The organism is Corynebacterium lipophilum, assembly GCF_024102595.1.
Classification (GTDB): domain Bacteria; phylum Actinomycetota; class Actinomycetes; order Mycobacteriales; family Mycobacteriaceae; genus Corynebacterium; species Corynebacterium pseudogenitalium.
This window is the reverse complement of the sequence record NZ_JAEUWV010000021.1, coordinates 1-18677: the sequence shown is the minus strand read 5'-3', so window position 1 is coordinate 18677 and position 18677 is coordinate 1. Positions and strand designations below refer to the sequence as shown.

The window sequence follows — 18677 nt, the reverse complement described above, 5'->3', positions numbered from 1 at the left end:
CGTGAGTGACCAGCCTTTCGCCCAAACGACCGAAGACCTCCTCGCGGCCGCCGTCGCCGCCCTCGGTGGCGCAGAGCGCCCTGGGCAGGTCGCGATGGCGAAGGCCGTCACCAAAGCGATCGATGCCGGACGCCACCTCGCCGTGCAGGCTGGCACTGGCACCGGCAAGTCGCTCGCCTACCTCATCCCCGCGATTCGGCACGCGCAGCAGTCGGACAGCACCGTCGTCGTATCGACGGCCACCATCGCGCTGCAACGCCAGCTCGTCGAGCGCGACCTGCCCCGGCTCGCCGACGCCCTCGAGCCGCTTTTGGAGCGCCGCCCGACGTTCGCCATCCAGAAGGGCCGCAACAACTACGTTTGCCTGCACAAAATCGGGCTAGACGAGGAGACGCCGGAGGCGCTCATCGAGGAAGACGACATTTCCTGGCTGGGCAAACACGTCAAGCGCGTCGCCGAGTGGGCACAGGACACCGAGACCGGCGACCGCGACGACCTCGAACCCGGCGTACCCGATTTGGCGTGGCGCCAGGTGTCCGTTACTTCCAACGAGTGCCTGGGAGCGAGCCGCTGCCCGCACGGCGACGAATGCTTCGCCGAGCTCGCACGCGAGAAAACCCGCTCCGTCGACGTGGTGGTAACTAACCATGCGCTGCTAGCTATCGACGCCCTCGCAGACGTTGACGTACTGCCGGAGCACGACGTCGTCATCATCGACGAGGCCCACGAGCTCGACGGGCGCATCACCTCCGTAGCAACCAACGAGCTGTCCGCACGCGCACTGACGCTCGCTGCGCGGCGTGCGGGCAAGCTCGGTGCGGATAAGGCGATTCTCGAAGACGTCGCCGACGACTTCAGCGCGGCACTCGCCCTGGAGGAGCCCGGCCGCTGGGAACGCATCTCCGATCCCGCGCGCGGCGCCTTCACCGGTGTCCGCGATGCACTGTGGCGCACGCGCAACGCCATCGCGGACGCCCCCGAAGGCGAGGCCGCGAACGACCCGGAAACCGCCGCCGAGCGCGGCAACCTCAAGAACCACCTCGAGGACTTGCACGACGCCACCGTCCGCATCCTCGAAGTTTTCGACGAGGACGACCCAGCCAAGCACTACGACGTGGTGTGGCTGACACGCTCCGACAAGTACGACGACTCCGTGGCCGTCGCGCCACTCTCCGTCGCCGCCCTGCTGCGGGAGAAGCTCTTCGGCGAACACACCGTGGTGCTCACCTCAGCCACGTTGACTGTCGGCGGGAACTTCAACGCCATGGCGGCCTCCTGGGGTCTTCCGGACAAGACATGGGACAGTCTCGACGCCGGCACCCCCTTCGACCCGGCGAAGTCCGGCATCCTCTACACCGCCAAGCACCTGCCTGCACCTGGCCGCGACGGCCTGTCGGACGCGACGCTCGATGAGATCGCCGAGCTCATCACCGCTGCCGGCGGTCGCACGCTCGGTCTCTTCTCTTCGCGCCGCGCCGCCCAGCAGGCCGCGGAGGCGATGCGCACACGCCTCCCCTTCGACATCATGTTGCAGGGCGAAGACTCCACCGGCACGCTCGTGGACAAGTTCGCCCGCAACGAGAACAGCTGCCTGTTCGGCACGCTGACCCTCTGGCAGGGTGTCGACGTCCCCGGCCGCTCCCTGTCGCTTGTCATCATCGACCGCATCCCGTTCCCCCGCCCCGACGACCCGCTGTTGCAGGCACGTGCCAACGCCGCGGATGCTGCCGGGCGCTCCGGGTTCATGGAGGTCTCCGCCACGCATGCAGCACTCCTCATGGCGCAGGGCGCGGGCCGCCTGCTGCGCTCGGTCAGTGACCGCGGCGTCGTCGCTGTGCTCGATAACCGCTTAGTCACGAAGCGCTACGGCTCATTCCTACGCCGCAGCCTCCCAGCCTTCTGGGAGACCACCAACCCCGATACCGTCAGAGGCGCGCTAAAACGCTTGGTGGCAGCGCGCTAAACGCCAGCGCCGTCACCGAACCTGGCGCGACCTCCGTGAACCCTGCGTCGGCGACCACCACGCCGTCGTGTTCGCGCGCATACGCCAAGCACTCAGCAAACACGCCACTGTCCGCCTCGCGGACACTCAGCGGGAAGCCGTCCTCGGCCCACTCCTGCACCCACTCAAGCGGGCGCTGCGCAGCAAGCAGCATTGAGGCATGCCCCACCTGTGCGGCCGCCTTCCCCGCAGACATCTCGAGCCCAGCATCCACCACAATCACAGGTGTCGACGCCCCCACCTGCCCCTCCACCGACTCCATCGGCAGGTCCGTCCCCTTGATCTGCAGCTTCGATACCTCGTGCGGCACGTCGCACACCGCGGATGGCACGAACGCCCGCACCGACCCGACCGTCACCCCGGGCACCTCCTGCACGTCCAACCATGCCTTGTTTCGCGCCCGTCGAGTCACCTTGCGGATGCGGTGGTCGTACCAGCGCTGCAGGTGCTCCCGCCACGGCCCGGGCTGGCCCGCTTGTTCCGCGAGACAGACAGCGACGGTGGCGCGGGCGGCGTCGACTAGCACGGCGTTACGTGCCGGCGGGTCCTGCTTCGGCAGGTTGATCACCAGCTGCATCGCCTGCACCGTCTCCGGGTCGCGCGGGTCCTCTGTGCGCTGCCGGTAGTCAGCGCTGGTGCGCTCGTGCAGGAGCTGCCAAGCTAACTGTCTGCTCATGCTTCGCGGCTCGTCAGCGCTACGCGGCCGTCGATACCCTGGCGCTCATTCGAGTCGTCGATCTCGTCGCGCGGGATGCCGATCATGTAGAGCACCTCGTCCAGGAACGGGTGGTTCACCGACGCGTCCGCGATCTCCTTCAACGCTGGCTTCGCGTTAAACGCAATACCCAGACCAGCGACAGAGAGCATATCGATGTCGTTCGCACCGTCACCTACCGCGATCGTCTGGTCCATGCGCAGGCCGCTGTCCTGCGCAAACTCGCGCAGGAACTCCGCCTTCGCCTGGCGGTCCACCACCTTGCCGATCACCCGACCGGTCAGCTTCCCGTCTTCAATCTCGAGCGTGTTCGCGCGCACGTAGTCGAGCTCCAGCTCCTCAGCCAGCCCCTCCAGCACCTGAATGAACCCACCGGACACCACTGCGGTGCGGTACCCCATCGAGTTCAACGTGCGAATCGTGGTCCTCGCTCCAGGCGTGAGCACAATGTCCTTCGCCACCTGCTCAATCACCGACGCGTCGAGCCCCGCCAGTGCCTTCACTCGCTCGCGCAGCGACTCCTCAAAGTCCAATTCGCCGCGCATCGCGCGCTCAGTCACAGCAGCGACCTCCGCCTCACGTCCCGCGTGCGCAGCCAGCATCTCGATAACCTCGCCAGTAATCAACGTCGAATCACAGTCGAAACACACCAGGCGCTTCATCCTGCGGTGCAGGCCCGCGTGTTCCATCGCGAGATCAATCCCCAGCTCTGCGGAGATCTCCGCGAGCTTCTTACGGATCTCCTGCCCGTCACCCGGCGAGTAATTCGGGATCGTAATGCACAGCTCCAGGCCTGTCACCGGGTACTGCGCAATGCCGCGAATCGTGTCGATGTTTGCACCTACCGACGCCAACTCCGTCCCCAGCCGTGAAACCGCCTCAGCCGTAACCGGGTTGCCAAGGACCACCACCACGTGCGTGGAACGCGGGCGCTGGTCCGAGCGGGCGGAGACATCCGTCTCGATGGTGACACGCTGACCATAGTCCCACAGCGCGACGCGCAGCTCACGCTCGATATCCACCAAGTCGTTTGGGTCCATGCCCACGAAGGCTGCCAGCATCAGGCGCCCTCGGAAGTCCGTCTGCTCCACGTCGAGCAGCTGGACATTGTGGCGCGACAGGGTTGTGAAAAACGAACCCGAAACGCCCGGGCGGTCTGGGCCCGACGCGGTGATAACCGCAGGCTTGAGACCTGCTTGCAGCTCTACCTCAAACGCCGTCATTGGTGGTGTACTCCTTCGTGTTACTGGCTGACTGTGATGAGGGTAGCACCTTTTGACAACACAAAACCCCTCATCGGAGAACCGATGAGGGGTGTGATCTGTCAGGATGAGGGGTTCACCATCTGGTTACTTCCCGGAGTTCGTGCCCTTCCACGTTGCTGGGGTATCAGCCTTGTGGTTGCTGTGAGCCTCGCGGCGCAGCTGCTCCACCATGTGCGGGTAGTGCAGCTCGAACGCAGGACGCTCGGAGCGGATACGTGGCAGCGCGGTGAAGTTGTGGCGCGGTGGCGGGCAGGAGGTTGCCCACTCGAGCGAGTTGCCGTAGCCCCATGGGTCATCCACGGTGACAATCTCGCCGTAACGCCAGGACTTGATGACGTTCCAGATGAACGGCAGCATACCGATGCCCAGGATGAAGGAACCGACCGTGGAGATCTGGTTCAGCAGCGTGAAGCCGTCGGTATCCAGGTAGTCAGCGTAGCGGCGTGGCATGCCCATGTTGCCCAGCCAGTGCTGGACCAGGAAGGTCATGTTGAAGCCGATGAACGTGAACCAGAAGTGGATCTTGCCCAGGCGCTCGTCCAGCATGCGGCCGGTCATCTTCGGGAACCAGAAGTAGACACCAGCGATTGCGGAGAACACCACGGTACCGAACAGGGTGTAGTGGAAGTGCGCAACCACGAAGTAGGAGTCATGCAGCTGGAAGTCCAGCGGTGGCGAAGCCAGCATAATACCGGTCAGACCACCGAAGAGGAACGTGAACAGGAAGCCCATCGCCCACAGCATCGGGGTCTCGAAGGTGATGTGTCCGTTCCACATCGTGCCCACCCAGTTGAAGAACTTCACGCCGGTTGGGACGGAAATCAGGAAGGTCATGAAGGAGAAGAACGGAAGCAGGACGGCACCGGTTGCAAACATGTGGTGCGCCCACACAGCCATCGACAGGCCAGCAATCGCGAGCGTTGCAAAGATCAGGCCGATGTAGCCAAACATTGGCTTACGGGAGAAGACCGGGATGATCTCGGAGATGATACCGAAGAACGGCAACGCCAGGACGTACACCTCAGGGTGTCCGAAGAACCAGAACAGGTGCTGCCACAGGATTGCGCCACCGTTTGCAGTGTCGTAGATGTGGCCGCCCAGCAGGCGGTCGTACAGCACGCCCAGTGCAGCAGCGAGCAGCAGCGGGAAGATCATCAGCGCGATGATCGAGGTGACGAACACGGTCCAGGTGAACGCTGGCATACGGAACATCGTCATGCCTGGCGCACGCATGGTGAGCACGGTGGTCAGCATGTTGATCGCGGATGCGACGGTACCGATACCGGTTGCGCCCACACCGACGATCCACAGGTTCGCGGATACGGATGGGGTGTGCGTTGCGTCAGCAAGCGGCATGTACATGGTCCAGCCGAAGTCAGCCGCACCACCCGGGGTCAAGAACCCAGCCAGCATCGCGAAAACACCGACGGACGTAATCCAGAAGCCGAACGCGTTCAGACGTGGGAACGCCACATCCGGCGCGCCGATCTGCAGCGGCAGGACATAGTTAGCGAAGCCCCACACAACTGGCGTACCGAACGCAAGCAGCATCACGGTGCCGTGCATGGTAAACAGCTGGTTGAACTGCTCGTTGGACAGGAACTGCAGGCCCGGGCTGAACAACTCAGCACGGATCAGCAGAGCCATCAAGCCACCAACGAAGAACCAGATGAAGGACATGATGATGTACATGATGCCCAGCTCTTTGTGGTCTGTCGTGGTTAGCTGCTTATAAATCTGAGAGCCAATCCGGCCATTGCCAGTTGGCTCCGGACGTGTCGACTGGACTTTTGTCTCCAGCCTTGGCGCCACAGCGGTCATTCGTTCCTCCTGACTGTAACTTTCGCACACAAAACGGGTACACGAAAGCTAATTGTGATACCGCATCATCTTAAGTGACGCGCCCATACATTTGCCAGCCTTTCTTGGCCTCCCCCCAATATCCACCTCGCACCTCAGCCAAGGCCTGACAACAGCCACCATGAGCTACCTGCCGAAACACCAACAGTCACAGCAGCCACCAAACGCATAGCACAAGCCAGTACGCTCGCAACGTTTCGAAACTCCCCCACACACGTCCCCCGTTTAGTATCAACCCAAAGTTTGGGCATGTTTACGTCCGGAAACGAAAAACGTGCCACCGCAAACTGCTGCGGTGGCACGAAGTGGCGTCGAAAAGCACTCAGCTGACTGGGTTAGAAGTCCCAGTCATCGTCCTCGGTCTCCTCGGCCTTGCCAATGACGTACGAGGAACCCGAGCCAGAGAAGAAGTCGTGATTCTCATCCGCGTTTGGCGATAGCGACGCCAGGATCGCCGGCGAAACGCGAGCCTCATCGACCGGAAAAAGCCCCTCGTAGCCCAGGTTATTGAGGGCCTTGTTCGCGTTGTAGCGCAGGAAACGCTTCACGTCCTCGGTCCAGCCCAGCGGATCGTAGATATCTTCCGTGTACTGAATCTCGTTCTCGTACAGGTCGTAGAGAATATCGAAGGCGTACTCCTTGAGCTCCTCCTGGCGCTCCGGGGACTCGTCGCGCAGACCAACCTGATACTTGTAACCAATGTAGTAACCATGCACGGCCTCATCGCGGATGATCAGGCGGATAATGTCCGCGGTGTTCGTCAGCTTCGAGTGCACCGCCCAGTTCAAAGGCAGGTAGAAGCCCGAGTAGAAGAGGAAGGACTCCAGCATGACGGAGGCGACCTTCTTCTTCATTGGGTCGTCGCCACGGTAGTAGGACTCTACAATCTTAGCCTTGCGCTGCACCTCTTTGTTTTCTTCTGTCCAGCGGAACGCCTCATTAATCTGCGGGGTGGACGCCAGCGTCATGAAAATGTTCGAGTAGGACTTGGCGTGGACGGACTCCATGAACGCAATGTTCGTATAGACGGCCTCTTCGTGCAGCGTCTTCGCATCCGGCAGCAGCGATACCGCACCGACGGTGCCCTGCAACGTATCCAGCAGCGTCAGGTTCGCAAACACGCGCATCGTGGAAAGCTGCTCATCATCAGTCAGCGTGTTCCAGCTCGGAATGTCATTCGAAACAGGAATCTTCTCCGGCAGCCAGAAGTTACCCGTGAGGCGGTCCCACACCTCAAGGTCCTTCTCATCAGGGATTTCGTTCCAGTTAATCGCCTTCATCGGCTCCTTATGGGCCTGCAGGTAGCCAAGATACTCTTCAGTCATGGCGCCCATCTTAGCGCAAGCGTCTCTACGCAGCGGCGCCGGTTGCGATTGTCCGCGCGGCGGTCAATTAGCGGGGGTGCATTCCGGACAGCCGACTTTGACTTTCGCCGAACGCGACCAGTCCCCTACAGCGCTCTTTCCTTGCGATTCACCCCCTCCTACCCCCGCCCATGCCCGACTCGTTGCGTTGTAGTTCACAGCCGGGGTTATGCTGATTAATAGTCTCAATTCAAACTCTCCGATACGAGAAAAAGGATGAATAGCATGCCTCTCACCCTCGATCCTGCCGAATCCGCCGAAGGACCTCTTCTGACCAAGGTGCTCGACGAGCTTGGGGGCGAGATTGTATCGGGGACAATGGCGCCGGGAGAGCGCTTTACGCTCCAGGATCTTTCCAGCCGGTTTGGGATTTCGCGCACAGTCGCGCGTGAGGCAATGCGCGCGCTGGAGCAGCTCGGGCTTGTGAGCTCCTCTCGCAGAGTCGGCATTAAGGTGCTGCCGGAAGAACACTGGGCTGTCTTTGATCAGGCGGTGATCCGTTGGCGTCTCAGCAGCGAAGCGCACCGAGCGAAGCAGATCGTGTCACTCGACCAGTTGCGCAAGGCAGTCGAGCCGGTCGCAGCAGCGCTCGCAGCGACGAACGCAACGAAGGAACAAGCACAGGAACTCAAGGCGCTCGCCGAACAGCTCATGGAGCTCTCCGAAGCTGGACAGGGCAACACGGACGCGTTCCTCGAGGCGGATAAACGTTTTCACACCTTAATATTGGAGTGCTCCGGCAACGAGATGTTTAGCACCCTCACCCTTCCCATTCTGTACGTGCTTGAAGGGCGCACCCGCTACGGCATCATGCCGAACGACCCACACCTTGATGCAATGGCATACCACCTGAAAGTGGCAGAAGCCATCCAATCCGGCGACTCAACAGGAGCAGAAAACGCATCCTGGAGCCTTCTGCGCGGAGTGGACGGCTTCGTCGAGTTCTAAGCCAGCACTGTTCTCAACCAGCGCTTACAGCATGCAGGATACGCAGCCCTCGATCTCTGTGCCCTCCAGGGCCATCTGGCGCAGGCGGATGTAGTACAGGGACTTAATTCCCTTGCGCCATGCGTAGATCTGCGCGCGGTTCAGGTCGCGCGTCGTCACCGTGTCCTTGAAGAACAGGGTCAGCGACAGGCCCTGGTCGACGTATTTCGTAGCGACAGCGTAGGTGTCGACGATCTTCTCGAAGCCGATCTCGTAGGCGTCGTCGAAGTACTCGGTGTTGTCGTTGTTCAGGTGAGGCGCCGGGTAGTAGACGCGACCGATCTTGCCTTCCTTACGGATCTCAATCTTCGACGCGATCGGGTGGATCGAGGAGGTTGAGTTGTTGATGTAAGAAATCGAGCCGGTCGGCGGGATTGCCTGCAGGTAGCGGTTGTAGATGCCGTCGCGAGCGACCGCTTCTTTCAGTGCTGCCCATTCTTCGGCCGTCGGCACTGCAATCGTCGACTTTTCGAACAGCGCCTTGACCTTCTCCGTCTTCGGCTGGAAATCCTCCGGGTTGTAGCGGTCGAAGAACTCGCCGGTGGCGTACTCGGAGCGCTCGAAGTCTTCGAACTTCTTGCCCGTCTCCACTGCGATCTTGTGCGATGCCTTGATGCACTCGTACATCACGGCCGCGAAGTAGGCGTTCGTGAAGTCGAGGCCTTCCTCTGAGCCGTAGTGGATGTGCTCGCGGCCAAGGAATCCGTGCAGGTTCATCTGGCCCAGGCCGATGGCGTGGGAGGCGTCGTTACCCTCACGGATCGACGGCACCGAGTCAATCGACGTCTTGTCCGCCACCGCCGTAAGACCGCGGATTGCGGTCTCGACGGTGCGGGAGAAGTCGTCGGAATCCATCGCCATCGCAATGTTCAAGGAGCCAAGGTTGCAGGAAATATCGTGGCCGACCTTCGCGTACGTCAGGTCAGCGTTGAGCTCCGACGGGGAATTGACCTGCAGGATCTCGGAGCACAAGTTGGACATGTTAATGCGGCCAGTCTTGACCGGGTTCGCTCGGTTCGCGGTGTCCTCGAACATGATGTACGGGTAGCCGGACTCGAACTGGATCTCCGCCAGCGTCTGGAAGAACTGACGCGCATTAATCTTCGACTTGTGGATGCGCGGGTCTTCCACCATCTCTTCGTACTTCTCGGTGACGGAGATGTCGGCGAACGGAACGCCGTAGACGCGCTCGACGTCGTACGGCGAGAACAGGTACATGTCGTCGTTACGCTTCGCCAGCTCAAAGGTGATGTCTGGGACGACGACGCCCAGCGAGAGCGTTTTAATACGAATCTTCTCGTCAGCGTTTTCGCGCTTGGTGTCCAGGAACTTCATGATGTCAGGGTGGTGCGCGTTGAGATACACAGCACCTGCGCCCTGGCGTGCGCCGAGCTGGTTTGCGTAGGAGAAGGAGTCCTCCAGCAGCTTCATCACTGGAATCACACCAGACGACTGGTTCTCGATGTGCTTAATGGGCGCGCCGGCCTCACGAATGTTCGACAGCAGCAACGCTACGCCGCCGCCGCGCTTCGACAGCTGCAACGAGGAGTTAATCGCACGGCCGATGGACTCCATATTGTCCTCGATGCGCAGCAGGAAGCAAGACACGAGCTCGCCGCGCTGCGCCTTGCCTGCGTTGAGGAATGTCGGCGTCGCTGGCTGGAAGCGGCCCGTCATGATCTCGTCGACCAGTGCGGATGCTACCTCTTCCCTGCCGTCAGCGAGGAAGAGCGCGGTCATCGCCACGCGGTCCTCGAAGCGCTCGAGGTAACGGCGACCGTCGAATGTCTTCAGCGTGTAGGAGGTGTAGTACTTGTACGCGCCCAGGAAGGACTTGAAGCGGAACTTAAAGGCATACGCACGCTTGAACGTGTCCTTCACGAACTCCCAGTCATATGCCTCAATAACCTCGGGCTCGTAGTACTTGTTGTCCACCAGGTACTTCATCTTCTCTTCGAGGTCGTGGAAGTACACCGTGTTCTGGTTCACGTGCTGCAGGAAGAACTGATTCGCAGCCTCGCGGTCCTTATCGAACTGGATCTGGCCGTTTTCGTCGTACAGGTTCAGTAGCGCGTTGAGCGTGTGGTAGTCCAGCTTGTCAGCCTCGTTGACTGGCTCCGGCACATTCTTGCCATGAATAGGGTTCGTAGACACAGATATCCTCTTGATGGTTCAGCGTTGATTAACGATCGGCGTTACGGTATTTATTTGTATATTTCTCGCGCAGTTGCGCTAAGCGTTGTGCGTTTTCCTGCCCCGGCAGCTGCCCAACCGACTCTAGCGCGTCTTCCTGCTCGGGGGTCAGCGGCAGCAAACCGAGGCGGTCGGCGTGCTCGATCAGCTGGTTGCGCACGCGAAGCACGTCGTCATCAGTACCCAGCAGCTCAAAGCGGAAAAGGTACGGGACGTTGCACTTCTCCGATATTACGTCACCAGCCAGGCCGTAGTCCGTGCCAAAGTTGGAGTTGCCAGACGCGATGACGCCACGGATATAGCTGCGGTTGTGTTCGTCATTCAAAAACTTGATGACCTGCGGCGGGACAGGTTTGGTGTTCACGTGCGTCATCGATACGCCCCCGCCATAGGTCGGGCAGATGAGGACGTAGGGCTCGTCGATAATTGGTGCTGGGTCCGTGCGCCGCAACGGAATACGCTGTGCCGGAAGCCTCACCTTATCGACGAACCGCTTCGTCGTCTCTGTCAACGACGAGAAGTACACGATCAACATGTTGGATGCCCTCTACATAAAAAGAGCCGCCAATGTGTAAAACACTAGCGGCGTGAGACGTCGGAAGAGTTAAGCCGCAGCCAGGCCACGGATGCGCTCCGGGCGGAACCCAGACCAGTGCTCGCCGTTTACCTCAACGACTGGTGCCTGGAGGTAGCCGAGCGCGAGGACGTAGTCACGCGCTTCGTCGTCGACGGAGATATCTACGAGGTCGTACTCCAGCCCTGCTTTTTCGAGTGCTTTGGTAGTTGCTTTGCACTGCATGCACGCCGGCTTGGTGTAAACGGTAATAGACATAACCTGTGGGCTCTCTCTCTACATAAAATGAAGACTATTTCGGGAGTTTTCCCCGCGCCGTCTTGATCGGCGCTACAAGAGAAGACACTATACCTTGGGTGATATTTCTGCAAGTGATACTACATATAGTAGTTACACGCGTGGTATTCCCAGCACGGCTCCCACCGCGGGTCCACATGTAGCCTAGACTATGAAAAATCACTTCCGATGACCTGAAAGCCCACCAATGTTTCGCTCCCACCCCAGCCCGCAGCAACGCTACAGCCACATGGCACGGCGCGCCGCGAGCGAGGTCATTGGCAGCTATTCGACGAGCTTCGGCGCCGCCACGCGACTACTTCCCGAGCCGCAGCGAACCGACATCCGCAACCTCTACGCGGTGGTGCGCATCGCCGACGAAATTGTGGACGGCGCCACCCCCTCCCCCGAGCGCGCGGCAGCCCTCAAGGACTACGAGCAGCGCGTCCGCAGCGCCACAGCAACCACGTTCCACACCGACCCGATCCTGCACGCCTTCGCCGATACCGCTCGCCGCTGCAACTTCGATGACGCCCACCTCGCTGCGTTCTTCACCTCGATGCGCCACGACGTAACCGGCGAGGCGCACACGGAGGAGTCCGTCGAGCGATACATCTACGGCTCCGCCGAGGTCATCGGTTTGCTGTGCGTGGATGTCTTCTTCGGGGGCCGACGCCCTCCCCAGGCCGAGTACAGCAAGCTGCAGGAAGGTGCGCGGGCGCTGGGGGCCGCGTTTCAGAAGGTGAACTTCCTGCGCGACTACGCCGACGACACCAACCGGCTCGCCCGTAACTACTTCCCGCAAGCTTCTTACCCGCTAACCAAGGCCGGCCGAGACGCGATCATCGCGGACATCCGCCACGACTTCGACGCCGCGTGGTCCGCCATCCCCGCGCTGCCCAAGCGCTGCGGTGTCGCCGTCGCGGTAGCGGCGAACCTGTTCGAAGCGCTCACCGACTTGCTCGCGGACACGCCACCAGAAGCCATCCTCACCCAACGAGTCCGGGTGTCCGCGCCGCGGAAAGCAGCGATCATCGCGCGGACAGCGGCGACGGGAAGGAGGCTGCAGTGACGGAGCGCGTTGTCATCATCGGCGGGGGAATCGCAGGCCTGGCAACAGCGTGCCTGCTGGCGAAGCGAGGTGCGGCGGTGGTGGTCGTCGAAAAAAATGGACACCTCGGCGGGCGCGCGGACGAGTTGCGCATCGACGGCTTCCGCTTCGAGACCGGCCCCTCCTGGTACCTCATGCCCGAGGCCTACGACCACTTCTTCGAGCTCATGGGCACCTCCACCGCGGCCGAACTCGACCTCCAGCTGCTCGACCCCGGCTACCGCATCTACCCCGAACACCACCCGCTTCTCGACGTTCCCTTCGGTACCGACGCCGTCGCCGACCTCTTCGAATCCCTCGAGCCCGGCGCGGGCGACGTGCTGCGCGACTACCTCGCCAGCGCCGCCGATGTCTACAACATCGCGCTCGACCGCTTCCTCTACACCACGTTCAGTTCGCTGCGGCCGTTCCTGCACCGCGACGTCGTCTCCCGCGCATTCACCCTCGCGGTGTTGCTGCTCCAGCCGCTGCAGCGCTACGTGGACAAGCGTTTCCGCGACCCGCGCCTGCGCCAGATCCTGCAGTACCCGGCGGTGTTCCTGTCCTCACAGCCGCGCGACACCCCGAGCCTGTACCACCTGATGAGCCACACCGACCTGACTCTCGGCGTGCGCTACCCACAAGGCGGATTCAGCGGCATCGTCACCGCGCTCGAGCGGCTCGCCCGCGCGCACGGCGTCGAAATCCTGCTTGAGCACGAGGCCACCAGCATCGAAGTTATCGACGGCTCCACCACCGGCATCCACGTGCTCAGCGACAGCGGAGAACGCTTCCTACCCGCCGACGTCGTCGTCGCCGCCGGAGACCTGCACCACACCGAGACTTCGTTGCTCCCCGCGTCTGCTCGCACCTATTCCGAGGCGCACTTTAAGCACCACAACCCAGGTGTGAGCTGCGTACTCGCGCTCATTGGTGTGCGCGGTGCGCTGCCGGAACTGCTTCACCACACGCTGTTCTTCTCCGAGGAGTGGGGCGAAGACTTCGACGCCGTGTTCCCTGCTGACAGCAGCGGCTCGCGCGACGCATCGCGCTCGATCTACGTGTGCAAGCCCTCCGCCACGGACCCAACCGTCGCCCCTTCCGGATGCGAGAATCTATTCGTGCTCATCCCCGTTGCTGCCGACCCGTCGATCGGTCACGGGGACGCGTACGGCGCTGCAGAGTCCCCGCGCGTCGCCGCCATCGTTGACGCGACACTGGACCTCATCGTCGCACGCACTGGTGTCGCTGACCTGCGGGAACGGGTCGTCGTGAAGCGAACTATCGGCCCCGCCGACTTCGCCGGACGCTACTACTCCTTCGCAGGTGGCGCCATCGGGCCTGCACATACCCTGCGGCAATCCGCGTTCTTCCGCGGTCGCAACATTTCCGCCAAAGTGGACAACCTGTACTACGCCGGGCAAACCACCGTTCCTGGCGTCGGTGTGCCCATGTGCCTCATCTCTGCCGAGAACGTGGTCAAGCGCATGCTCGGACTTCGTGACGCATCTCCTATACCAAAACTGTGAGAAGCTCGTGAAGATTCTGTACATTTAATTCATGCGAAGCCTTCGACCTGGTAAGACGCTTATCGCCCTTTTCACAGCCTTCGCGATGAGCGCCACTGTCATTTCCCCGCCCGACGCCACAGCCCAGACCACGAGCCAGTGGGTGCCCGATCAGCATGAGGAGCTGTTCGAACAGCGGGACAAACTTCTGTACTCGGAGGATGGCTCCGATTACATCTGCCAAGTTGCCCACATCGCCGACGGGCGCGTGTACACCGATGCGCTTTGCGGCGAAGGGCATTTCTTGTACTACCGCGACTCCGAGGGCTCCATACACTACTTCGAGGACAGGCAGACCGATTTTTCTCGCAACAAAGATCTCTTCCTGAATCGCTTCGCTTCCTACGCGATCCCGGACTCGCTGCTTCCACAAGTCGGTGAGTCAGCTGAGCCAATTCTCGGTTCGTACCTCTCGGCCGGGGATACCGTGACCGTTCACGGCCCACGGGAAGACTACGATGCAACGATTGAGAACACCACCGATGGTTTCCTGGCGATTACGCTTCCGAGCCATGCGTATTTGACACATGGCGCCCCAGTTTCAGTCGGCGGCCACTACCTTGGGATGTATGAGGACGTCTTTGACAACGACGACCACAGACAGGGACTCGTCCTCCTCGCAGACCCAGAAGTTCCTCCGACAAGCGAACCGAACAAAGTGGCGTTACTCCTCGAGCGTGAATCCATGCTGTCATATGCTCCGGGCGAAGTAAGCACGATTAACCAAGGTGACAAGATTTTTAACAACGGTCATCGTTGCACCGTCGGATACATCGATAAGTCCAACAGCCGTATTTTCTTAGCTGGTCACTGCAGCGATGGCGGCCCTCTCTACTTCACCGACACACAAAAAAGGAACTATTACCTGGGCACGATGGTGACTGAGTTCGACTTCGAGGGAAGTCTCACCAACAGCACCATGAGCAAAGACTGGGGCTATATCGATATCCCCGAAAACCGCTCGGCATTGCTCGGGGAGAATCGCTACTCCTCCGACAGCGTTCTCCTACCGTCGATGCTTCGCGTCGGACAGATGGTGTACGGCTTCGGTCAAACAACCGGCCACGTGATGGAGAACTACGTCATGGGCGTGATTAATAACGTCATCCTCCTCACACAACAAAATCCGATGCATGAGGGAGATTCCGGTGGGCCGAACTGGATCGTCGATGACGAAGGCAAAAAACACTTTATCGGGGTCAACTCCGGGAGTGACGATGTCCCAGAAGGTCAAGCCCACAAATACGGTATTGCTGTCGGATGGGAAGAAACTCCAACTAGCGACGAGTACGTCAACTACTCGGGCCTCGCGATGCAACAGGGGGACGCTTACCAAAAGGCACAGGACGAGGCCGAGAACCCCGTCGCGGTCAACCAAGGCGACACCGTGGGGCTCGACGACAATGATCGCGACCTCTTCCTCGACCAGGAGTGCACAGCGAAATACATCGATCACGTCCACCAGCGGATCTACACCAGTCCCGCGTGCACCGGGCCGGGCGGCGCGCGCGGAGTTTCTACGACATACGGGTGGCCCAAGCACTGGGCACTGGCCGAAATCGGTAGCTTCTATGATGCGCAGCTCCCCTACATCCAGGCCCCAAATGGCACACGGTTGGGCGAAAACCCTGGTGCTCCTGGAGCGCTCCTATCGACCGGCCAGGTACACCTTAGTGACACGGCTAGCATCGACTGGCGTTCGTTGACGGTGGCAGGCACAGTCGGCGACGCGATCATGCTTCTCCCCTACGGGGATTTTGAGCCGGAGGTGAACACGCCGGTCACCATCGGCGACAACGTTGTCGGCCTTGTTTCCGGGATCTACTACGACGAGAACGGCCATGTGAAGGGCATTGAAGTTCAGAGCCTTCTCGAGACGAATCCGATTGAGCTTCCAGAGGGCTGGCAGGAAGACCTTCTCTACGAGTACGCGAAGGCAACTGACGAGACCGCCCCCGTGATTGTGGACGTCGAAAAGAAAGAATTCGACTCCGATGCCGAGATTGAACCCTTCGAATTCACCATCACGGACGAGTACAACGAGCTGACCGTCGAGGTAACCGACCTGCCAGAAGGTCTGTATGCGGACATTCAGTACGACGAACCACGGCTCCGCGCCACCGTCACTGTTCGAGGGACGCCGACGAAGCCAGGGGAACAAGATGCAACCGTGACGGCACGCGACGCACGTGGGAACGAAAAATCGAGCAGTATCAGTTTCCAGATTAACGACGCCACTCCGCCCGTGATCGATACCACTGCGCTGGTCCTGGAGGCTGGCGAGTACGCCGACCACAAGATTCCGGTCACTGATAACAGCGACAGTTTCCTTACTGTGACAGTCAGTGCACTCCCTGATGACCTCACGTCATATGAGGAACACATTTACGGGCAGACCACCGCCGTCGGAACGCACGAGCTTCAGGTAACCGCCACGGACGCCGCTGGCAATACTGCAACGGAAACAGTTCAGCTCGAGGTGCGCGACACGAAGAAGCCAGCCATCAACATGCGGAGCAACGCTCGCTGGGAAGCCAATTCAGAATTCAATGACTCCATCAGCGTCGACGTTGACGACGTAACCCCAGTCAGTGTGCGCGTCGACGGCCTGCCCCGAGGCCTGTCTTATGACGACACCAACGGCGTCATCGATGGCGTCACCGACGCGGTCGGCTCGCACGCCGTCACCATCAGCGCTACCGACACCAGCGGCAACACGTCCGAGTCGGAGCTCGAGCTGGTTGTGGAGGACACCACTGCACCAACAGTGCAAAACGCTGAGTTTTCGTCCGAAGTCGGTTCACCGTTTTCGTATGTTGTTAATGCAACAGACAGCGTGGGACTAAAGCGGGTTACCGTTTCGGGCCTCCCTCACGGCCTGCGCTTCGACGAAAACTCTCGCACAATCAGCGGTATTCCTTCATCGCTTGGATACTTCCAAGCTTTTGTCACAGCTTCTGATAGGGCTGGAAATACTGGAGACGGTGTCATCGAATTCCGCGTGGTGGACACCGTCTTGCCTCGCATCTTGGTTGACCACAACCCGCCTGCGGCAACTAAGTTCGACCTGCCGATCCGAGTCGAGGACGCAACCAAGACCGCGTTGTCCGTGACCGGCCTGCCAGCCGGACTGCGACATAAAGGGAACCGGATTGTTGGTTCGACCAAAGATTCGGGCACACACCGTGTAGTCATCACCGCCACGGATGAAGCCGGCAATCAAGCTTCCGAGACGATCACCCTTTCAGTGCCGAAGCCTCGCCCAGCCAAGACGACAGCTCCCGCAGCTCCGTCAACGCAAACAAAGGTCCCGGCAAGACCATCTAAGACGACGGTGCCCTCGACGTCAGCTACGTCAGCCCCGCAGAAGCCGAAGGGGACGACCCCAGCTGCCGAGTCTCCGCGTCAAACTTCGGTCCCAGCCAAGCCGTCCGACGAGGCAACAACGCCTACAGCCCCGTCCGAAACAACTCCGGCGGCTAGCACGCAGTCCGAGCCCCCAACTGAAGAAGGTGGCAGCGCCTCCGGTTCCTCGAAAGGCGGAATCGCAGCACTGGTAATCCTGGGTATCATCGCGTTGGTTGGTGGCGTCGTCGCTACGAACCCTCAGCTGATGAAGCAGATTCAGTCAATGCTGCCGTAGGAAGATGCACCGACGTGCTTAGACTGTGGGACGGTCCCAGTCCCACGTCGGTGCAATCTCATCCGCAAACGAATCCACACCCCACCCATCCAACTCAATCTCGGCAGCATCATCGCGATACCCCACCCGGCCAGGCTCACACACCCACTGCTCACCACTTACAAACCGGAAATACAACACAGGCCCAGGCTTGACCACCCGAATAAACCCATCAGTGACCAACGAATGACACCTCGAGCACAACGGCACAAGATTTTCTATATCCGTCGCACCACCTTCGGCCCAATCCCGAATATGATGCATCTGCAAGAACCTGGTATGCCCACACCCCGGCACCGCGCACTTATGCCCCCACATCCCTAACAACACCTGCACCTGCTTCGGGCTTGCAAGCCTGCGTTTGCGCCCAAACTTGATCACCTGCCCCTGGGCGTCATAGAGCACACCCATCAAATCTGCATGATCTACCAGATTGGCAAGCCGTGCGGCAGGAGCGGCCATGTGATTCGGTAAAAACGCTCGCCCATCTGATGTCATATGCACCATCACCTGTGCCGCCGGCGCCATCGTGGCGTGTGTGGCGGCCCCGGTGCGCACCATGTGCACCAACCCCATGAGTGATTGCAGCATTAATCGTGCCGGTGGCAGCCCGAAGGTTGAGCGCATCATCTGCGCATCAGCCTCATCCATCGCGTGGTCATCCGCATAGGCGTGCGCTCCTGCGCGCAGGGCTGCTTGAAAGGCCACACCGTCGGTAGCGTTCATGCAAAACCAGCCACGTAGGTATTGGCCGTCTTCACGGATGGTCAGCCCGCAGTGTTCACCAGCATCCTGAGGTTGCCTATTGGTGGGGGTTGCGCCTGCAAGGGCGTATACGAGGCCTTGGTAGCCAGATTCGGCGGCTATCTCTACGAGTTCGTGTTGGTTTGTGTCGGTGGCGTAGTCGAGCATGTATCGCACACTGGTGTAGTCGATGCTTCCTTGTCGTAGCGCGTCGAGGATGGTGGGAAAGACGGTGAGTTTGCGTGCGACGGCGGCGTATTCGTAGGCGCGGGTGCGTTTCATTTTTAACACTCTGGCAAGCCATGCCCCGGTTGAGGCACACCCGTAGGCTTCGGCGAGGTTGTGGGTGTCGAATTC

Annotated in this window: 12 protein-coding genes and 1 pseudogene; 5 read left to right on the top strand and 8 right to left on the bottom strand. The window is 60.6% G+C overall.

The window, feature by feature from the left end:
* Position 1 precedes the first annotated feature (1 nt).
* A complete protein-coding gene (locus JMN37_RS10085) occupies positions 2 to 1963 on the top strand; it encodes an ATP-dependent DNA helicase (RefSeq protein ID WP_252932030.1) in 1962 nt (653 codons plus the stop codon).
* Here JMN37_RS10085 and JMN37_RS10080 read toward each other — a convergent pair.
* The 4 genes from JMN37_RS10080 to nrdF all read right to left on the bottom strand — a co-directional run bounded on the left by JMN37_RS10080 (position 1926) and on the right by nrdF (position 7167).
* Complete coding sequence (locus tag JMN37_RS10080) at positions 1926 to 2678, bottom strand: aminoacyl-tRNA hydrolase (RefSeq protein WP_252932028.1); 753 nt, start codon at positions 2676 to 2678, stop codon at positions 1926 to 1928. The genes JMN37_RS10085 and JMN37_RS10080 overlap by 38 nt on opposite strands.
* The gene (serB, locus tag JMN37_RS10075) at positions 2675 to 3940 is read right to left on the bottom strand and encodes a phosphoserine phosphatase SerB (protein WP_071573747.1); all 1266 of its coding nucleotides are present in this window, start codon (positions 3938 to 3940) and stop codon (positions 2675 to 2677) included. The genes JMN37_RS10080 and serB overlap by 4 nt, the downstream gene beginning before the upstream one ends.
* 126 nt (positions 3941 to 4066) lie before the next feature.
* Positions 4067 to 5803: an aa3-type cytochrome oxidase subunit I gene (gene ctaD / locus JMN37_RS10070; protein ID WP_070361980.1), complete on the bottom strand. Its 1737-nt coding sequence runs from the start codon at positions 5801 to 5803 to the stop codon at positions 4067 to 4069.
* A gap of 374 nt (positions 5804 to 6177) precedes the next feature.
* Complete coding sequence (gene nrdF, locus JMN37_RS10065; protein ID WP_070363445.1) at positions 6178 to 7167, bottom strand: class 1b ribonucleoside-diphosphate reductase subunit beta; 990 nt, start codon at positions 7165 to 7167, stop codon at positions 6178 to 6180.
* A gap of 264 nt (positions 7168 to 7431) precedes the next feature.
* Between nrdF and JMN37_RS10060 the strand changes: the two genes are divergently transcribed.
* Positions 7432 to 8154, top strand: coding sequence for a FadR/GntR family transcriptional regulator (locus JMN37_RS10060; RefSeq protein ID WP_070975261.1), 723 nt, complete (start codon positions 7432 to 7434; stop codon positions 8152 to 8154).
* Between the two features lie 24 nt (positions 8155 to 8178).
* On the opposite strand, the gene nrdE is transcribed toward JMN37_RS10060, so the two are convergent.
* The 3 genes and pseudogenes from nrdE to nrdH form a co-directional block, all read right to left on the bottom strand.
* A complete protein-coding gene (gene nrdE / locus JMN37_RS10055) occupies positions 8179 to 10347 on the bottom strand; it encodes a class 1b ribonucleoside-diphosphate reductase subunit alpha (protein WP_070361978.1) in 2169 nt (722 codons plus the stop codon).
* A 151-nt stretch (positions 10348 to 10498) separates the two neighbouring features.
* Positions 10499 to 10921, bottom strand: a pseudogene (nrdI, locus tag JMN37_RS10050) (class Ib ribonucleoside-diphosphate reductase assembly flavoprotein NrdI); the annotation flags it as partial.
* Positions 10922 to 10990: 69 nt separating this feature from the next.
* A complete protein-coding gene (nrdH, locus tag JMN37_RS10045) occupies positions 10991 to 11218 on the bottom strand; it encodes a glutaredoxin-like protein NrdH (RefSeq protein ID WP_070361976.1) in 228 nt (75 codons plus the stop codon).
* Positions 11219 to 11486: 268 nt separating this feature from the next.
* Between nrdH and JMN37_RS10040 the strand changes: the two genes are divergently transcribed.
* The 3 genes from JMN37_RS10040 to JMN37_RS10030 are packed head-to-tail and all read left to right on the top strand — an operon-like array spanning position 11487 to position 17537.
* Positions 11487 to 12308 carry a phytoene/squalene synthase family protein gene (locus JMN37_RS10040; protein WP_252932026.1) on the top strand — a complete coding sequence of 274 codons (822 nt, stop codon included), beginning with the start codon at positions 11487 to 11489 and terminating at the stop codon, positions 12306 to 12308.
* Complete coding sequence (gene crtI / locus JMN37_RS10035) at positions 12305 to 13855, top strand: phytoene desaturase family protein (protein ID WP_252932025.1); 1551 nt, start codon at positions 12305 to 12307, stop codon at positions 13853 to 13855. The genes JMN37_RS10040 and crtI overlap by 4 nt, the downstream gene beginning before the upstream one ends.
* Before the next feature lie 31 nt (positions 13856 to 13886).
* Complete coding sequence (locus JMN37_RS10030) at positions 13887 to 17537, top strand: putative Ig domain-containing protein (protein WP_252932023.1); 3651 nt, start codon at positions 13887 to 13889, stop codon at positions 17535 to 17537.
* 18 nt (positions 17538 to 17555) lie between these two features.
* Here JMN37_RS10030 and JMN37_RS10025 read toward each other — a convergent pair whose 3' ends face one another.
* Positions 17556 to 18602, bottom strand: a complete 1047-nt coding sequence (locus JMN37_RS10025) for an HNH endonuclease signature motif containing protein (RefSeq protein ID WP_252932021.1) — start codon at positions 18600 to 18602, stop codon at positions 17556 to 17558.
* Positions 18603 to 18677: the final 75 nt, after the last annotated feature.

Excerpts from the sequence above, each read along its gene's own strand:
- ctaD (WP_070361980.1), bottom strand. The coding sequence starts at position 5,803 with ATGACCGCTGTGGCGCCAAGGCTGGAGACAAAAGTCCAGTCGACACGT.
- nrdH (WP_070361976.1), bottom strand. The coding sequence starts at position 11,218 with ATGTCTATTACCGTTTACACCAAGCCGGCGTGCATGCAGTGCAAAGCA.
- serB (WP_071573747.1), bottom strand. The coding sequence starts at position 3,940 with ATGACGGCGTTTGAGGTAGAGCTGCAAGCAGGTCTCAAGCCTGCGGTT.
- nrdF (WP_070363445.1), bottom strand. The coding sequence starts at position 7,167 with ATGACTGAAGAGTATCTTGGCTACCTGCAGGCCCATAAGGAGCCGATG.
- JMN37_RS10060 (WP_070975261.1), top strand. The coding sequence starts at position 7,432 with ATGCCTCTCACCCTCGATCCTGCCGAATCCGCCGAAGGACCTCTTCTG.
- JMN37_RS10040 (WP_252932026.1), top strand. The coding sequence starts at position 11,487 with ATGGCACGGCGCGCCGCGAGCGAGGTCATTGGCAGCTATTCGACGAGC.
- JMN37_RS10030 (WP_252932023.1), top strand. The coding sequence starts at position 13,887 with ATGCGAAGCCTTCGACCTGGTAAGACGCTTATCGCCCTTTTCACAGCC.
- JMN37_RS10025 (WP_252932021.1), bottom strand. The coding sequence starts at position 18,602 with ATGAAACGCACCCGCGCCTACGAATACGCCGCCGTCGCACGCAAACTC.
- JMN37_RS10080 (WP_252932028.1), bottom strand. The coding sequence starts at position 2,678 with ATGAGCAGACAGTTAGCTTGGCAGCTCCTGCACGAGCGCACCAGCGCT.